Here is a 15,564-nt window from a genome sequence, read left to right as displayed (position 1 = left end):
GGGCTCATGAGCTCGGGTCTATCGGTAGGTACTCCAGTCGTTCGTGGTCCAGTGGCCCTCGTGGCGGATGCAGCCGCCGTCGGCGATGACCAGGCCCTCACCGGTGCGCCGGCCGGGGCTCAGCGACAGGGTGACGCCGTGGTCGTCGGTGGCGCGGATCGTTTGCAGGCCTGTCGCTCTGCCGGTGACCGGGTCGGTCTGCGGCACCGCCACCACCTTCCATCCCCGCTCCGACCACCGCCGGCGAAGAGCGGCGACCGCCGAGCGGTACCCGGCGTCGCCGTCCTGGAAATCCGGGGCCCAGGAGATGGACGGCTGGTCCCGGCTGGTCCCGGCCGCATCCGCACCGAGGTCGTCCACGCAGGACGCGTTGGCGCTGTCCTTTCCCAGGATCACAGAGTGCGGATCCGAGCCCAGGAAGCGAACGGTGTCCTCGCCGGCGCCCTGCGTCTCGCGTACGTGCTCCAGGAACTGCGCCTCGGAACGAACTGGACCACCCATGACGGCCGTGCAGCCCATGGCGACGCCCGCGAGCAGCAACACCACCATGACCCCGGCAACGGACAACCCCAGGACCCTGAACCCATGGCGGGAGGCGGACGCGGCGGGAGCGGCGGAAGAAGTCGACGTCATGAAGCCATCCGAACACCGCCACCCAGGCCGGCGGCAGCGTCGCCCTACTCAGTTCTCGTACTCAGGTGTCCTGTCGCACGAACCTTGAGCAGTCTCATCGAAGTCTGGGCTCGGCTACGCCGCGGGCTGAGCCACGTGCGCCTGGGCCTGCTGGACAGGGCGGCTCAATGGCATCAAGGGTGCTGGAACGTGACCTCCGGGTAGGCCCGCGAGGGACCGTCGAGGAGGGGCTGCGAAATCCCCTTCAGCTGAAGGTCGAAGAAGGCGCCGACGTAGGCGCGGGTGATCGCCGCCGCACGCTCAGCGGCGATGGTCTCGCCCGGGAGGGGGATGCCCGCCTGGGAGGCGAGGACCGGCAGATCGGTGAAGTTGAAGTGGACTGCTCCCGCGACGGTCAGCCAGCGTTTCCAGCCGCCGAGGTCCGCCCACGCCTGGTCCCAGGAGGTGTCCTTGCCCGGGGCGTGCCCGGACTCGGTGCCCAGCAGCAGGAAGGGCCGGCCTCCTACGCCCGCGGCGGGGGGACGGACGTCGAAGGTGCCGTCCATGTCCACACCGGCGCGCACCCGCCGGTCGGCGGCCATGGCCGAGGCGGCGGCGCTGCCGCCGACGGAGTGCCCGGCCATGCCGATCCGGTTCCGGTCGATCGTCCGGTGGTACGGCCACGGGGAATGACGGCCGGTCAGCTGGTCGATGACGAACGAGACGTCCTCGGCCCGGCTCTTGTTCACGGCGACCCAGCCGTCCGGAGGAAGGGTGTCGCAGATGGTGCAGGCCAGCGTCCGGCCGTCGGGGAAGGTGGTTCCGGAGTCCTCATAGGTGTGGTTGACGAGAGCGACTACGTAGCCACGGCTGGCCAGGTCCTCGGCGAGGCCCGTGAGCGTGGTGCGAGGCAGGGTGAAGCCGGGTGAGAGCACGACCAGCGGGAAGCTGCCAGTGGCGGGGCGGGCGCCGGCCACGGCCCAGGAGCGGGTGCCGCTGAGCGTGCCGGGCGGGATGCCGGCTCCCGGCGCCTGCTTCTGCAGAAGCAGCGCGGCCTCTTCGGTGGTCATGTAGGGCGCGGGTGCGCCGGGGCCGGGCCGTGCAGGGTAGAACACCGAGACCATGAGCTGGCGCGGGCCGGCGGAGGGCACCCAGGGGTCCTGACGGTGGCTGTCCACCAGGTCCAGGGTGCTGAGGCCGACGCCGTGCGGGCCGGAGGGGCGGGGCAGTGCCAGGTGGATGTCAGTGGGGGCGGTGACGGCCGGGGCCGGGATGGCCGCCTGCGCCGAGGCGGCCGGCAGGACCAGCGGAAGGGAGAGCACGATCGCGAGCGTGCCGGACGCCGCGATGCGATGACTTCGTCTCATGGCGTCCAATGTGGCTCGGGCTCCCTAACCCGGCGTCGGCCCGAAGACGGACCCACACGACGCCTATCCGTAAGGGATTGCCAGGAGCGCTCCCCTAGCCCCAATACCATCCGGTTCATCGAGGTGGACCCCTTCGACGCGGACGCCGCGTCGCGGTACCTTCCGCAGCCCGGCCACATCGATGCGACCGTGGTTGAGCGCGTCGTACACGAGCGTCGCGTTCGCCGACGCCTGCGCGAAGGCGGGCGTGACCAGGAGCATGAGCGCCGTCGGCAGCTCGGCGGACAACGCCCTCGCCATCCACGCGGCGACTGGCCGTGATCGCCAGCAGGACACACTGAGCAACGTCATATAGATTCTTCCGGTCGGTATATGCCGGTGACTGGCATACTCTGGTGTCATGACTGATCGTGCGATGCAGGAACCGACCCTGCTCCTCCTCACCGCGCTCGCGGATGAGCCCCGCCACGGCTACGCCCTGGCACGGGAGGTGGAGGCGATCTCGGGCGGGCGGGTGAAGATGCGGACCGGGACGCTGTACGGCGCACTGGAGCGCCTGCTGCAGCAGGGGCTGATCGAGGTGCACAAGGAGGAGGTCGTCGACAGCCGGCTGCGACGCACCTACACCCTGACCGCTCCGGGCCGTGCGGCCCTGGCCACGGAGGCCGAGCGGATCGCGGCCACCGCGCGCGAGGCCACCCGGCGCCTGGGGGTCTCCGGCAAGGCGGCCACCACGTGAACTCCGTATTGCTGCACTTGTACCCGGCCGGCTTCCGCCGCGCGTTCGGCGACGAGATAGCCGAGTCCTACCGGGAGGCGACCGAGGGGGCAGGCCGGCGCGCCCGGCTCCGCGAGACCGCAGACATCGTCGCGCACGCCCTGCGGCTGCGCCTCGGTGTCGGCTCCGCGCACCCCGGCGGACGACTCTTCGCCACTGTCGCCCCCTTCGCGCTGGCCGCCACGGCCGCGTACGCCGCCTTTAACCTCAGCGCGAGCGTCGGCGACTGGTACGTCATGCGCATGGCGGGCACCGCCGGCCGCGTGGGCCCGCTCGTCACCCTCATGAACTGCTGCTACCTGCTGACCCTGATCGGCGCGGTGGTCGCACTGGCCGGGCGCTACCTCCCCGGGGTCTTCTGCGCGGCCGCCGGGGCAGTGGGCAGCTCGACAACCTTCCTCTACCCGGTCTGGCGCATGCCGCTGGAGCTGCGGTGGGAACTCGTGGGGTTCCTGATCGCGCCGGTCGTGATCGCCGCACTCCCGCTGGCCTGCCCGCCCGACCTGCGCCCGGCCCACCGGGTGCGGGGCCCGGCAGGAGTGTTCGCGGTGGCAGTGTGGGCCGTCCTCGTCGTGGCCGCCGTCGCCGTGATCGACCCGCTCGGGATCGGTCTGCTCCTCCCCTGGCGGTTCGGTGTCCCGCTGGCCGCGGCCCTGTTCCTGGCGGGTCGCCGGGCTTTCGCGCAGATCCGCACCACCGTCCAACTCGCCTGCGCCGCAGCCCCGTTCATCGTCACCCTGTACTTCTCCGGGTGGGTGCAGAGCCAGGAGATTCTCGCGGCGCTCGGCGCCCTCGCTGTCACCGCCGTGGCCCTGCGGCTGCGCCGCGGCAGCGGCTCCGACACGGTCAACCCAGCCTGAACACAGGAGAGTTATCCACCGCGAGGAGTGGGGCAGGCAGCGAGGTTCACCCTCGCGAGCGCCCACCGGGTTCATGCGACAAGCGACGTACGTCATGCACGTTGCAGGCGTTCGGATGCGGTGGACGTGACGCGCCTGAGCGGAGTGCCGACGGTGGTTTGTCATCCCGCGGCACAACTCCAGCCACGAGGTCACCCCGCTCTGTCCCCCTGCCGCCCGGCGATCAGGCAGCGGCATCCTCCCTCTCCCCTACCGGCAGCCTTCGTGAATCGGGCGCCTCGCCCCAGGAGTTTCCATGCCCGTCTCCCTCCCCACCGAAGCCACCCGCGGCCTGCCCCGGCCGACCCCGGCCACAAAGCAGCGACCCTCCCCGGCGTCAGCCGGGGGCGGTCGTCTGGCCGGGGTCGACGGGCTGCGGCTGCTCGCAGCCCTGGCTGTGGCGGCCTACCACTACCTCGGCACCCCGACCCCGCGCTTTTGGGGCGAGGCCTACGACCTGCCGCAGGCAGCACCGCTGCTCCACGCGGTCAGCGGCTACGGCTGGCTCGGCGTCGAGGCGTTCTTCCTGATCAGCGGCTTCGTCATCTGCATGAGCTGCTGGAACCGCACCCCGGCGCAGTTCGCCGTCTCCCGTATCTCCCGGCTCTTCCCGCTGTACTGGGCCGTCGTGCTGATCATCGTCGCCACGGGCACCGTCACCGTACTCGCCGGACAGCGCTCAGGAGCACCCACGGACCTGCGGACCACCCTCGGCAACCTGACGATGATTCCCGGCCCGCTCGGCCTGGACCTCACCGCCGGTGTCGCCTGGACGCTCTGGGTGGAAGCCCGCTTCTACCTGCTCATGGGCGCGCTGCTGCTGATCGGCCTGACCTACCGGCGCGTCATGGCCTTCGGGTTCCTCTGGCTCGTACTGGCCTCCATCGGCCGCGAACTGCACTCCACCGTCCTGGACGAACTCCTGCTCAGCCAGTACGCCGGGCTCTTCGTGGCCGGCATCGCGCTCTACCTGATGCACCGCTTCGGACCCAACCTGCTCCTGTGGCTCCTGGCCGGCTTCGCCTGGTGCTACACCCTGACCGTCCTCGACGACCGCGTAGCCACCCACACCCACTCCAACTGGGCCGTCAGCGCCGCCGTCCTCACCACCTTCCTCCTCCTGCTCACCCTGGCCGGCCCCGGCCCACTGCGCCACCTCACCTGGCGCACCCTCGTCTACGCAGGCACCCTGACCTACCCCTTCTACCTCGTCCACCAAAGCCTGGGCATACCCCTCACTCGCGGCATCCTCAAAACCGCCCCCGCCCTCGGCCTGCTCCCGTCCATCACTCTCGGGCTCCTCCTCTCCTTCCTCCTGGCCGCCACCCTCAACCACCTCGTCGACCGCAAACTCGGCCGCCTCCTGCGCCACCACCTCACCAACGCCCTCAACCCCACCCCCACCCAGCCGGACCGGCCCGGACCGTCCCCCGCCGACAGCCCACACACACCAGAATCCGACAGCAAAACTGCCTTCGCCCCGGGGAAGGCGGCCGGCCCGGTGACCATTCCCCCACCAGCAGGTTGACCACGGCATGAACAAGACCCTGCCCCTCGCCCTGGCCACCGCCACGCTGGCCCTGTGCACCGCCCCCGCGCACGCCAATGCCACCGTCGAAGAAGGCAAAGTCGGCATCCACGTCAAAGGCCACGGCCTGCGCGTCGACACCGTCGACGGCTACATAGACGGCCAACCCACCGGCACCCGCGCCCAGCTCTACACCCTCACCGCACGATCAACCCCGCACAACATCACCGGCTGGCAGAACGCCACCCACCACACCTGGGGCCTCACCAAAACCTCAATCGTCCACTGGAACTGGAAAGGCGGACGCGCCTTCCCCGACGGAACAAGACTGTGCATCGCCTTCAACAAGGCACCCGGCGACAACCCCTGCGCCATCATCCACCGCTAGGGCCTGTCCGATAGGTCACGTGATGGCCTCACCGGACAGGCTCTGGGGCGGGACCTCTCGCATGTCTCAAGCGCGCGGTAGGGCGTGTTTGGCATCGGGGCTCTCTGATCGGACCGTGAACACTCTTTGGGGTGGGTTGCGTGCGCGACACCTATTCGAGGTTGACGGGGTGTGCTGTTCTGGGCCTCCGCCCCGGACGGGGGAGTTCACAGCGAAGGGTGGCACTGATGAGCATGGGAACGAGGACGAGGAAGCGCACATCCATGGTCGTGGCCATGCTGTCCTCGGTTGCCCTGGCCGCATTCGCAGCAGTCCCGGCGAACGCGCAGGCCGCTATGCCTCCCGGCGGCTCGGCCCGGAATGCGGCGACGGGGTTCTACCTGAACGATTCGTCCAACCCGGGGCACGATGATGCCTACGCCATGGTGGGCCCGAACCCCGTGAGGTGGAAACCTGCCCCAAACACTGCTGGGACGCTGTCGGCGAACGGCGCCTATGCCCTCGACGCGAAATACGGGTCGCGCGCCCCGGGCACGAAGATCATCTCATGGCCCGCCCAGGGGACGCGTAACCAGCAATGGCAGTTCCCAGGAGACGGAACGATCCGAATCGCTGCGCTGACGGCGGGCCAGCAGCCCATGTGCATGTCGGTGGCCTTGGCCGACCTCACAGTGGAACTGCAACCCTGCGCGCCCTACGATCCGAGGCAACAGTGGTCCTAGGGCCTCTCCGACAGGTCGACGAGCCTGCCGTGCCTGGTCAGTTGACTGACTCGACTCAGCAAAGGCTCATCAGGGGCGGCAACCGCGTGCCCGGCGGCGAAGGGCGACGATTGGCCCATCGCGGCCTCAGTCACGACCGTGTAAGCCCGAGGAGCCGGTGTGCCCGTGCACCTTCGTGAACCATCGGGCTGTGTGCCGCGTCCTCCTGATGCACGGCCCGTACCCGGCGGGCGCTGTGCGAGGGAGAGCAGGGGACGGATGACGGGTGAAACGATCGGTATCGGGCTGGCCGTATTGGTGGGCCTGGTGGGTCTGTGGGCCAGTGCGCGGGAGGCACGGCTGCAGATGCGGCTGAGCCGCTACGGGTTGCGTGCCGAGGGGGTGGTGGTGGACCAGGAGCATGAGCCCGGGGATGATTCTTCGACGCCCGTCATCGAGTTCACCGACCGGCAGGGCCGGCCCGTCAGGTTCCGGCCCCCCACAACGGCGACGGGACTGGCCCTCGGAACCCATGTACCGGTCGCCTACCTACCCGAAAGGCCGAAGAGCGCACGGGTGTTCACCCGGAAGTACCGCCTCCATCAGATCGTCGGCCTGTTCTTCGGAGCCATGTTGTTCCTCGGCGTCGCGGCAGGGTGCCTGCTCACCCGCTGAGCTTGTTCCCCCCTCCTCGTTCTCACCAACGGATCCACCGCCAGACCCGTCGGACACGCCCTAGGCCCTGTCTGATGGAGCTGTTAGGGGTCCGGCAGCGTGCGGCACGCTCGGGTAGTTATGGTGCGCCCCCTGAAAGGCTTCCGGGCGCCCCTGCGGTGGTGGTGCGTGGCGGCTGTTCTGGGCATGCTGCCAAGCGGTTCAACCGATATCCACACGGGCGTCGTAAGGGGACATGCCGTGAGTACCGTTCGCCGATTCGCAGCCGCCATTGCACCAGGTGCCCTCCTCGTGCTGGGAAGCATTGCGCTGGCTACCCCCGCTCGGGCTGCCGACCGCCTGCCCATCGACATCAACGGCTCCGCCGGGAAGCTCCCCGGCCAGATCGCCACCATTCTCGGAAACAACGGCATCAGCGGCATCACCAGTAACCTCAACCAGGTTCTCAGTAACGTCAATCTGGTTGACTCGACCCTGCAGAATGTAGCGTCGACCATCTCGAACATGGTGGTACTTCCCGGCTAGGCAGCATCGCCGTTGAGCCGGGTTCGATGCCGGCAGGGCCGTCAGACAACTGCGCGCAGGAACACCAAAGATCCCAAATAACTATATTACGCGCATATGCGCTCACGTCGTGTAGTCCCGCCGGGGCTTCACACGTAGAGCGGGATGAGCCGAATCATGTGCAAGATTCAGCGGGCCGCAGCCGCAGCAGTCGCGGGGCTGCCCATCCTCGGTACCCGAAGGCGCGGCGCAGCCGCAGAGGCGGGTGCCAGCGCAAGGCGCACAGGGCGGCCCAGGTACGAATGCGGCGTGGTGCGGTGCGCGCCCCGCGAGGTCGGCGTTCCACATGGCGGTGACGGCGGCGCTGCCGCAGCGGCGCACGGAGTGGGCGTCGCAGGCGAGTTCGCCCCACCAGCGCACGGCGACGTCTCCCACCCAGGCCGCTTGACCGGCCGCGAGCCTCCTGGCGTGAGTGCGGGCCATACCGTCGAAGTGGCGCAGAGGATCAGTCGCCAGGCGATGTCGAGCCAGACATTGCCGTAGACACGTCAGTGGGAGGCTCTTCACCTGGTGCCTTGGCGAGCGGCACACCACGCAGGCAAAGCAGCGCCAGCGCAGTGCACCCGCAGACGAGTGCGATGTCGGCGACGTTCCCCACGAAAGGGCCGTAGTCGATGAAGTCCACGACATGCCCGCGGGCGAAACCGGGCTCGCGGAAGAGCCTGTCACCCAAGTGGGACACCGTGCCGCCGAGCAGTGCGCCCAGCACAAGCGCCCACCCACGAGAGGACAGCCGACGTCCGGCATAGAGGACGCCGGCCACTGCACCCGCCGCGGCCAGGGCGAACACCCATGTCGCGCCGGAGCCGATGGAGAACGCGGCGCCGGCGTTGTACAGCAGCCGGAAACGGATCACAGTCGGGATCACGGTAACGCTCTCGTCGGCGGACAGCGCGGAGACCGCCCAGAACTTGGTGAGTTGATCCACAAGCAGTACCGCTGCCGCCAGCATGAGCATCACGCTGTACAAACGACCCGAACTCCGACGCAACCGCCACATTCATTGCCTCCTTCTCGTGTGGGCGTGCTGCCAACCGGGAGCACGTTGCCGCGGTGTTCGAGTGCACCCAGCGCGGCCACCAGACCCATGCCGACATCGGCGCCACACACAACATCAAACACCGCGCCCTCCACCAGACCACCCCATAACCCAGAAAGACGCGGCCCCTGCGGACCAGCACTGCGCGCGGGCGGTGTAGGTCGCCGGGCCGGGCGGGGCAGGAACAGCAGCGGCTGGTGAGGGGTGAAGCCGTCATGGCCCAGACGGGCCGCGGGCTCTTCATCGAAAAGCTGCCGTTCGGTCCACAGTCCGACGCTGACGACGAGCCATCCGCTCGCCAGGTCCGGGTCCTTGCACAGCCACAGATCGAACGAGCCGACCAGCAGGTCCTTCTCCCACTCCCAGACTTCGCCCGCGGATCGAGAGCATCAGCTCCGTCCCGGCGCAGCAGCATCAACGCGCGCTCGACCGCCTCGCGCAGGCGTACTTCCTTGACGCGGTATTAGGAAAGGCGCTGACATTCACGTTCCGGCCAGAGCCCGGTCAGCAGGGCGAGCACGGTGAACCTCGCCGGGATGCGCGGACCGAAACCGAGAGCCGGTCTCCGGCCGACCATACGCACCGCCGCTTACATCCCCGCACGCTGTCACCCCGTGGGACCTGCGTGTGCACGGCCAGGAGAGGGACAGCCCGCGTGTCTTGCAGCTGCGGGGGCTACTCCAAACCTGGCCGCTTGGTTCACGATGAACGGCCGCGCAGGGCGGGACAACCAGGTGCGAGAGCCCCGAGACGGAATCACGCGAGCCAGCAGCATCGTCGGCGAAGAGCCGCGCGAGAGCCTGAAGCGGCTCAGCGACGGCCTCGTCGGTCCTCGTAGTTGACGAAGTAACCCACAACAACGAGCACGCCGAAAACCCCCAGGCCGAGGAGTGCCAGGACCGTCCCGATTCCCTTTCCGTCCATCACAGCGCGCACGCCGCCGGCGAGTCCGCCAACGGACATGCAGATGCCGAAAACGAGCGTCTGTGGACTTTGAGGTCTCAGCCAATGCCGCAGGTCCGGGCGGCGTCGCCCGCGCGTGGGTGGGCCTGCGGAGTGCGTCATTGGTACTTCACCTTTCCCGGTTCTGCCGGGGCTTCCACATGGGTGTCACCGGGGGTCCTGGGCTGGTTGGGCGAGTAGTAGAAGTCGATCCCTGTCGCGACCACGGAGACCGGCACACTGAATATTTTCGTCCCGACCTTGCCGATCGTGTTGATGAACGTGGGGCGATGGTGTTTCCCGGTCACGTTGCTCAGGAGGGAGCCCTTGGCGAGACGCTTGCTGGCTTCGCCGCCGGCTGTGGAGGGAGCGCCGCCAATAGCGCCCTGTATCACACCGTTGACGTCTCCGTGCAGTGCCGCTTCGCCACCGCCCATCCAGGAGCGGTAACTCAGGAACTCCGCGATCGGCTTGATGTTGCCACTGCCCCATTTTGCGGGCGGCGTGTAGTCCACCGAGTCCGTCTTGGACTGCTGCGCCTGCTGGGCGTCGGTCTTCGCGTCCTTGAGGGAGTCGTAGTACGTGCTGCTGAACTTGCGTTTGTCCTTGGTGAGTTGCCCCAGGCCCCAGGAACAGGTCGAGTCCGCTTCCGCTGCCCGGCCGAGAATCGCGTCGATGCGCCGCTGCAGCGCATCGAGGTCGTCCTGGGTCACCACCTCCACGGGGTCGCCGTGGGACATGCGGCGGGGCTGGACGCTGCGGGTCAGGGTTCCGCCGGCGAGGATCGTGATGCCGGCAGGAGGGTTCTCGTAGAGGTTCTTGAGGTCGTCCCGGGCCGCCTTGATCTGGCCGTGCGCGGAGTTCAACAGGTTGGCGATGCTCTCCGCCTCGGTGACCGCGTCGGTGAACTCGTCGGACACCCGGACCACGAACGGCTTGGTGACGGAGGCGTTCTCGCCCTTCCACTCGGTGCCCTGAGCCAGACTGCGCATGCTCTGGGCCTCGGTGGCGACCTTCTTCAGCAGAACCGCCATGGCGGCCCAGTCGTTGGCCGCCGACTGGAGCGGTGAGAGTTTCACGTTGAGAAGCTCTTCGAAGGTCGGCACTGGCCCCCTGCCTATTCGCGGCGTCACCGCCGTCGTCATCGTTGTTCCCGAGGCCCCCGGCTTCACTCAGATCCCTCCGCCCGCACACCCCTGACAGGGCTCACATGACAGGACCTTCCGCCTTCGGCACATGCGGCACATCGGAACCCGAAGCGGGTGGCGGCACGTCCAGGTACTCGGAGATCTTGGACACCCGCAGCTGCGCGCCGACGAACTGGTCATCCTGGCTCGACGACTTCACCGAGTAGTCGAGATGGTCGGAGATCTGAGCACAGGCGTCAAGCAGCACCTCAAGCTGACCCTGCCAGCCCTCACCGGCCTTGGCCAGGGCGGCGCCCGTGCCGAACCTGTCGCCCCCCAGGCTCTTCGCGGCGGCCTCGGTAGCCTGCTGCGCGTGCTTGCCCGCACTCGACAGATGCTGGTGCAGCAGGAAAGCCGCGTGCCCGATCTTCCCCATGTCGTCGTACTTGAGGACCAGGTCCGCACCATCGGGCGACGGCCCCCCGGGATCCATGCTGGGCACACTGTCCAGCCGCACCTGGGCCTTCGCCTTGAGTGCTGCCCACTCCTGATCGAACGACATGCCCCCCACACCTCCGTCAGTTCGTTTATCAGACGAGCCTACCCCGGGGTGATCTCAAGGGTCCGTCAAGATCAAGCGGCCGCAGCGGCGTACAGCATCGCACCCAGGGACCAGAGTTCGGATGCGGCCGTTGCGAGCAGGCCCCGGACCTGCTCGGTGGCCATGAATGCGGGGGTGCCCGTGATCATGCCGGTGGCGGCGAGGGTGGAGTCTCCCCCACGGGCCGTTCCGCAGGGAAGTTCACCCCGGTCCACGACGTCTGGTGGGCCGCTGCCTACAAACCCCTCGTCGCCGTTCTCCAGGGCATGCGCAGCCACGATGAACGCCTCGTCGAACAGCTCGCCTCCCACGCACTCACCAGCGGGAAACGCACCGTCCACGTCCGACGTGATGAGGAGGGGCGGATCGACGCAGCCGGTAGCGAGAGCGACGGCGAGGACCAGGAGCACGACGACGACACCGAGGCCGCTGCCGAATCGGGCCTGCTGCACTTCTCCGGCCCGCGTGACGCGGCGACCATCGCGGCGTTCCTGCGCACCCGGGTCTACCGGCCCGAGAGCCTGGTGTGGCTGGAGGGCTACCAAGCCCTCATCCGCTGGCGCAAGGAGCACGACATCACCGGCCTCCACGCCGTCCCCTACGACACCGAGACCGAAGTCGGCGTCACCAAGGACTTCCACCTCGGGCGGTGGGTCCACGAGCAGCGAAAGGCGCTGCGGGACGGGGACTTGGAGGAGCGGCGTAAGACGCTGCTGGACGCGCCGGAAGCCGGGATGGTGTGGGAGCCGGGCGCGGAGGCGTGGGTAGCCAAGCTGGCCGCCCTGCGGTCGTACCGGCGAACGACCGGGCACTCGCGCCGCGTCACGACGCCGTGTGGGGCGAGGACGACCAGATGGTGCCCATCGGACAGCACATGGCCAACCTCCGCCGCAAGGGCGCCAAGAACGGCCTCGGCAAAGACCCCGACCGGGCCACGGAGCGCGCAGCGCAACTAACCGCGATCGACAAGGACTGGAACTGCCCCTGGCCACTCAACTGGCAGCGCCACTACCGCGTCCTCGCCGACCTCGTCGACACCGAGGCCGGCGGCGTCCTGCCCGACATCGCCCCCGGCGTGCGGTTCGACGGCGACGACCTCGGCAAATGGCTGGCACAGCAGAAGCAGCAGGGCACCTGGGCGCGGCTCCTCCCCGAACAACAGGAACGGCTCACCGCCCTGGGCGTACGACCCGCCCAGGCCCCGTCTCCCGCCCCGACGGCCCCCCGCACGACCAAGGGCCCGAGCAAGGCACAACAGGTATTCCAGCGCGGCCTGGCAGCCCTCACGCAATGGGTGGAACGGGAAGGCACGGAACGCCCTGTACCACGCAGCCACAGCGAACAGATCCTGGTCGACGGCGAGACAGAGCCGGTGATCGTGAAGCCGGGCGTGTGGGTCTCCAACACCAAGAGCCGCCGCGACAAACTCAGCCCAGAGCAGCTCACCGACCTCGCGGAGCTTGGTGTCGAATGGGCGTAGCCGGTGACCGCGTGGCTGGCCAGCCACGGCGTAGGCCCGTCCTCCGGGGGGCCTGAACCGGGGCCGGGCCCACGCATCAACCCCACACAACCGACAGGCAAGCTACGGGGGGCAACCGGCCTGCCGGACCACCCAGTCCAACGCCCGAACCCGGCCACGAGTCACCACCCGGGCGAAAACTCGCAGAAGGCTTCACACATCAGACCCTGCCGAGGCCCGGCCCCCGCCACTGTCGGCGTCCCCCTACTCGTCGTCCCCGTTGTCAGAGCCGTTGTCCCGACCGTGCTCGTGACCGTGACCGTGACCGTGCCAGCCACCATGCTCCTGGCCGTCGCCCCGGCCCTGGCCGTCGTCCCGGCCGTTGTCCTGGTCGTCATCCCGCCCCTGACGGTCGTCGTCCCTACCCTGGTCCCGGCCTTGACCCCAGCCATTGTCCCGGCCGTGCTCCACCACGGTGCTCCCACCGAAACCACCGTCATGGGCGAAACCGACACCGACACCGAGAGTGGACAACCCCACAACCGCCGCGGCCACGACCGCTACCCGCTGAAACCTGCGCATCATTCGACCCTTCCCTACGTGGACACGAAGCCTTGATCAAACTACCAACTGTAATCATATGCATACTTTGTGTAAGTATCCGGGATCTCGGCTGACCCCATCCGGCGCCCCGGGGCAGTGACGAAAACCCCGGATGCCGCGCGCCCGCGGCGCGGCCACTGGGCCCGAACTGTGAGCCGGCAGCCACGGTGACCTCGCCCGCGGACGGTCGCTGAACCCGTCGCCCAGGAAAGAACACCGTGCACCAGAGGCCCGGGACCGGTCAGGCCCTGAGCCCCTTTGCCGTGCGCTCCCGTCCGTGGGGACCGTCACCGGAAACCGGAGGGCGCGGGCATGCCCCGGCCCTACCCTGGCGCGCCGGGGTGGAAGGTCTGGGAGGCGATCTGCGGGATCTCCGCCTCAAAGGACAGACGATCGAGCGGGTACGGCTCTACGAGCGCCAGCAGCTCGACACCGGACTGTGGATGTACCACATCGGTGTCCCCCTGTGGCAGACCGCGGTAAACGAGATGAATTGCATTGGCTGCAACAGTTCGTACAGCCCTACCTCGAACCTTCCTGCTGATCAGAGACCCTGCATCGGGAACGCCCTTGGCCTCCTTCGGTAGCTGACCAGCACCGCTCGATATGGACGCCACAATGATGCGTTTGATACAACGCCGGGCATGGTCACTGAGGCACCCGGTTCGGTGCGTCTTGCCCTGGCACCGAACGTTGTCCTTCTGGACCCGGAGCCAGCGGTTTCCTCTGCGATGAGGGACGGGTGGGCTCGGCAACACCCGTAGACGCCCGCGCTGGACGAGGGGAACGGGACGTGGCTCAAAGGCATTGAAGGGGCTGCCCCGAGCCGAGGTCGTCCGGGATCATGAAGCATGCTCCCGGATGACTGGCACCTCACCCAAGACATCGACGCCTTCCTTGCCCGAGCCGGACACTTCCTGCGCTTGCGCGCCGCCCTGCACAACACGCCGCTGACGGACCTCGAGAAGCTGCGGACACACAAGGCGGCCGATCAGGACGCCGAAGCCGCCGTTTTCGGCCGACTGGAATCACAGGGCGAGGTGCGCGCGATCTTCTATCTCACCCCCTTCGCACGCCTGGGCATCACGCCTCTCTCTGCCGAGCAGACCGATGCCCTCGCTGCACACCTGGCCGGCCTCGGTCACTCACCCACCAACGTCATCGCGGACCACGACACCGCCGGCGCCTTCTCCGAGTCATGGCAGAAGCACACGGGCGCAGCCTCGGTGCCTTTCTGGCGAACGCATCTCTACCGTCTTGGCACGCTCACCCCACCGCAACCTGGCCCGGAGGGCCAGGGCCGCCCCACGGGCGGTAAGGACCATGACCAGATCGTCCGCTGGTGCCGCGAATTCTGTGTCGACGTCGGGGAGCAACACTCCATCGAGTTGATTGACGCCGGCTCCTGGGACGACTCGCGTTTCGGCGACAGGCACTTCACGTTCTGGGAGACCCCAGAGGGCAACCCCGTCTCGATGGCGGCCTCGACCTCGGTCGTCGGCGGCATGGTCCGGCTGGACCCCGTCTATACCCCGGCCCACCTCCGCGGCCGCGGCTACGCCGGAGCTGTGACGGTCGAGGCGAGTAGGGCTGCGCAGGCTGCAGGGGCGACAGACGTTGTCTTGTTCACAGACCCGGATAACCCCACGAGCAACGCCCTCTACCAGCGGATCGGGTACGTCCATGTCACGGACTTCGCCGGATACCGGTTCTCCTATGGCGCTCCAGAGGCCGCATGACGGGCTCCCCTGGACAACAGTCCGGGAGGGATCGGACGTAGGTCCCGCATCGACGAGCCGGGCTGGGCACACCATCTGCCGCGGACCGCTGCGCGAATAGTGCAGGGATCGAATACTGCCTCTTCACCAGTGCGGCGGGGGCGCCGAGCCCGTCGAGTACGACACGTGGGTCACAGCCGCGCAGCTCCGCCCCATCCCCGGTATCGACCTGAGCACCACCCCCTCCACTCCGCCGGGTGCCGGCTGGCCACCGACCACGCCCGGGCCCCGGCCACCATGGCGGCCCTGGACGCCCTCGCGCGCCCCGGCACGGCAGCGTGCACCACGTGCGACGCCGCCGAGACCCTCCTGCCGATCCTCCACCACGGCCAGGACCACCAAGCCGACGCCTGGCAAGAAGCCCGGGAGTAGAGCAATCGTTCTACTCCCGGGCGGCGAACCGATCCCGGCGCCGACTCGTTGAACAGCCCGCCTTTCCCCCCGGGTAGGCGCACTGATCGCAGGGCCTCGCCAAAGGGGCGAATTCCAGGGGTCGTTGCAAC

At 68.5% G+C, this 15,564-nt stretch carries 18 protein-coding genes and 1 pseudogene; 12 read left to right on the top strand and 7 right to left on the bottom strand.

Annotated features, from left to right (window positions below; translation table 11 throughout):
• Nucleotides 1–18: 18 nt before the first annotated feature.
• Nucleotides 19–633, bottom strand: a complete 615-nt coding sequence (locus tag IE206_RS29305) for a hypothetical protein (protein WP_189967291.1) — start codon at nucleotides 631–633, stop codon at nucleotides 19–21.
• Between the two features lie 173 nt (nucleotides 634–806).
• Nucleotides 807–1,979, bottom strand: a complete 1,173-nt coding sequence (locus IE206_RS29300) for an alpha/beta hydrolase family protein (protein WP_189967289.1) — start codon at nucleotides 1,977–1,979, stop codon at nucleotides 807–809.
• Between the two features lie 193 nt (nucleotides 1,980–2,172).
• Here IE206_RS29300 and IE206_RS29295 point away from each other — a divergent pair, with 193 nt between their 5' ends.
• The 8 genes from IE206_RS29295 (at nucleotide 2,173) to IE206_RS29260 (ending at nucleotide 7,473) form a co-directional block, all read left to right on the top strand.
• Complete coding sequence (locus IE206_RS29295) at nucleotides 2,173–2,334, top strand: hypothetical protein (RefSeq protein WP_189967338.1); 162 nt, start codon at nucleotides 2,173–2,175, stop codon at nucleotides 2,332–2,334.
• Between the two features lie 45 nt (nucleotides 2,335–2,379).
• Complete coding sequence (locus tag IE206_RS29290) at nucleotides 2,380–2,718, top strand: PadR family transcriptional regulator (RefSeq protein ID WP_189967287.1); 339 nt, start codon at nucleotides 2,380–2,382, stop codon at nucleotides 2,716–2,718.
• Nucleotides 2,715–3,617, top strand: coding sequence for a hypothetical protein (locus IE206_RS29285; RefSeq protein WP_189967285.1), 903 nt, complete (start codon nucleotides 2,715–2,717; stop codon nucleotides 3,615–3,617). The genes IE206_RS29290 and IE206_RS29285 overlap by 4 nt, the downstream gene beginning before the upstream one ends.
• 295 nt (nucleotides 3,618–3,912) lie before the next feature.
• A complete protein-coding gene (locus IE206_RS29280; RefSeq protein ID WP_189967283.1) occupies nucleotides 3,913–5,184 on the top strand; it encodes an acyltransferase family protein in 1,272 nt (423 codons plus the stop codon).
• A 7-nt stretch (nucleotides 5,185–5,191) separates the two neighbouring features.
• Nucleotides 5,192–5,572 (top strand): hypothetical protein, encoded by a 381-nt coding sequence (locus IE206_RS29275; protein WP_189967281.1) that lies wholly within the window; start codon nucleotides 5,192–5,194, stop codon nucleotides 5,570–5,572.
• Nucleotides 5,573–5,835: 263 nt separating this feature from the next.
• A complete protein-coding gene (locus tag IE206_RS29270) occupies nucleotides 5,836–6,294 on the top strand; it encodes an RICIN domain-containing protein (RefSeq protein WP_189967279.1) in 459 nt (152 codons plus the stop codon).
• A gap of 258 nt (nucleotides 6,295–6,552) precedes the next feature.
• Nucleotides 6,553–6,948, top strand: coding sequence for a DUF3592 domain-containing protein (locus IE206_RS29265; protein WP_189967277.1), 396 nt, complete (start codon nucleotides 6,553–6,555; stop codon nucleotides 6,946–6,948).
• Between the two features lie 240 nt (nucleotides 6,949–7,188).
• Nucleotides 7,189–7,473, top strand: coding sequence for a hypothetical protein (locus IE206_RS29260; protein WP_189967275.1), 285 nt, complete (start codon nucleotides 7,189–7,191; stop codon nucleotides 7,471–7,473).
• A gap of 484 nt (nucleotides 7,474–7,957) precedes the next feature.
• Here the strand turns inward: IE206_RS29260 and IE206_RS29255 are convergent, their stop codons facing one another.
• The 5 genes from IE206_RS29255 to IE206_RS29235 all read right to left on the bottom strand — a co-directional run bounded on the left by IE206_RS29255 (nucleotide 7,958) and on the right by IE206_RS29235 (nucleotide 11,499).
• On the bottom strand, nucleotides 7,958–8,464 hold the full coding sequence (locus IE206_RS29255; RefSeq protein WP_229853248.1) for a signal peptidase II: 507 nt from the start codon (nucleotides 8,462–8,464) through the stop codon (nucleotides 7,958–7,960).
• An 897-nt stretch (nucleotides 8,465–9,361) separates the two neighbouring features.
• Nucleotides 9,362–9,514 (bottom strand): hypothetical protein, encoded by a 153-nt coding sequence (locus IE206_RS29250; protein ID WP_189967271.1) that lies wholly within the window; start codon nucleotides 9,512–9,514, stop codon nucleotides 9,362–9,364.
• A 98-nt stretch (nucleotides 9,515–9,612) separates the two neighbouring features.
• Nucleotides 9,613–10,572 carry a hypothetical protein gene (locus IE206_RS29245; RefSeq protein ID WP_189967268.1) on the bottom strand — a complete coding sequence of 320 codons (960 nt, stop codon included), beginning with the start codon at nucleotides 10,570–10,572 and terminating at the stop codon, nucleotides 9,613–9,615.
• 127 nt (nucleotides 10,573–10,699) lie between these two features.
• Entirely contained in the window at nucleotides 10,700–11,182 is a 483-nt protein-coding gene (locus tag IE206_RS29240) for a hypothetical protein (RefSeq protein WP_189967266.1), read from the bottom strand.
• Nucleotides 11,183–11,253: 71 nt separating this feature from the next.
• The gene (locus tag IE206_RS29235; protein WP_189967336.1) at nucleotides 11,254–11,499 is read right to left on the bottom strand and encodes a hypothetical protein; all 246 of its coding nucleotides are present in this window, start codon (nucleotides 11,497–11,499) and stop codon (nucleotides 11,254–11,256) included.
• On the opposite strand from IE206_RS29235, the pseudogene IE206_RS29230 reads away from it, so the two are divergent.
• The 4 genes and pseudogenes from IE206_RS29230 to IE206_RS29215 all read left to right on the top strand — a co-directional run.
• Nucleotides 11,458–12,701, top strand: a pseudogene (locus IE206_RS29230) (helicase associated domain-containing protein); the annotation flags it as partial. The gene IE206_RS29235 and the pseudogene IE206_RS29230 sit on opposite strands and share 42 nt — an antisense overlap.
• 294 nt (nucleotides 12,702–12,995) lie before the next feature.
• On the top strand, nucleotides 12,996–13,298 hold the full coding sequence (locus tag IE206_RS29225; RefSeq protein WP_189967264.1) for a hypothetical protein: 303 nt from the start codon (nucleotides 12,996–12,998) through the stop codon (nucleotides 13,296–13,298).
• Between the two features lie 836 nt (nucleotides 13,299–14,134).
• Complete coding sequence (locus tag IE206_RS29220; RefSeq protein ID WP_189967262.1) at nucleotides 14,135–15,022, top strand: GNAT family N-acetyltransferase; 888 nt, start codon at nucleotides 14,135–14,137, stop codon at nucleotides 15,020–15,022.
• Between the two features lie 165 nt (nucleotides 15,023–15,187).
• On the top strand, nucleotides 15,188–15,433 hold the full coding sequence (locus tag IE206_RS29215; protein ID WP_189967260.1) for a DUF6233 domain-containing protein: 246 nt from the start codon (nucleotides 15,188–15,190) through the stop codon (nucleotides 15,431–15,433).
• Nucleotides 15,434–15,564 lie beyond the last annotated feature (131 nt).

The sequence above is a fragment of the Streptomyces violascens genome (assembly GCF_014649955.1).
GTDB lineage: Bacteria > Actinomycetota > Actinomycetes > Streptomycetales > Streptomycetaceae > Streptomyces > Streptomyces violascens.
This window is presented reverse-complemented; position numbering and strand designations above follow the sequence as displayed.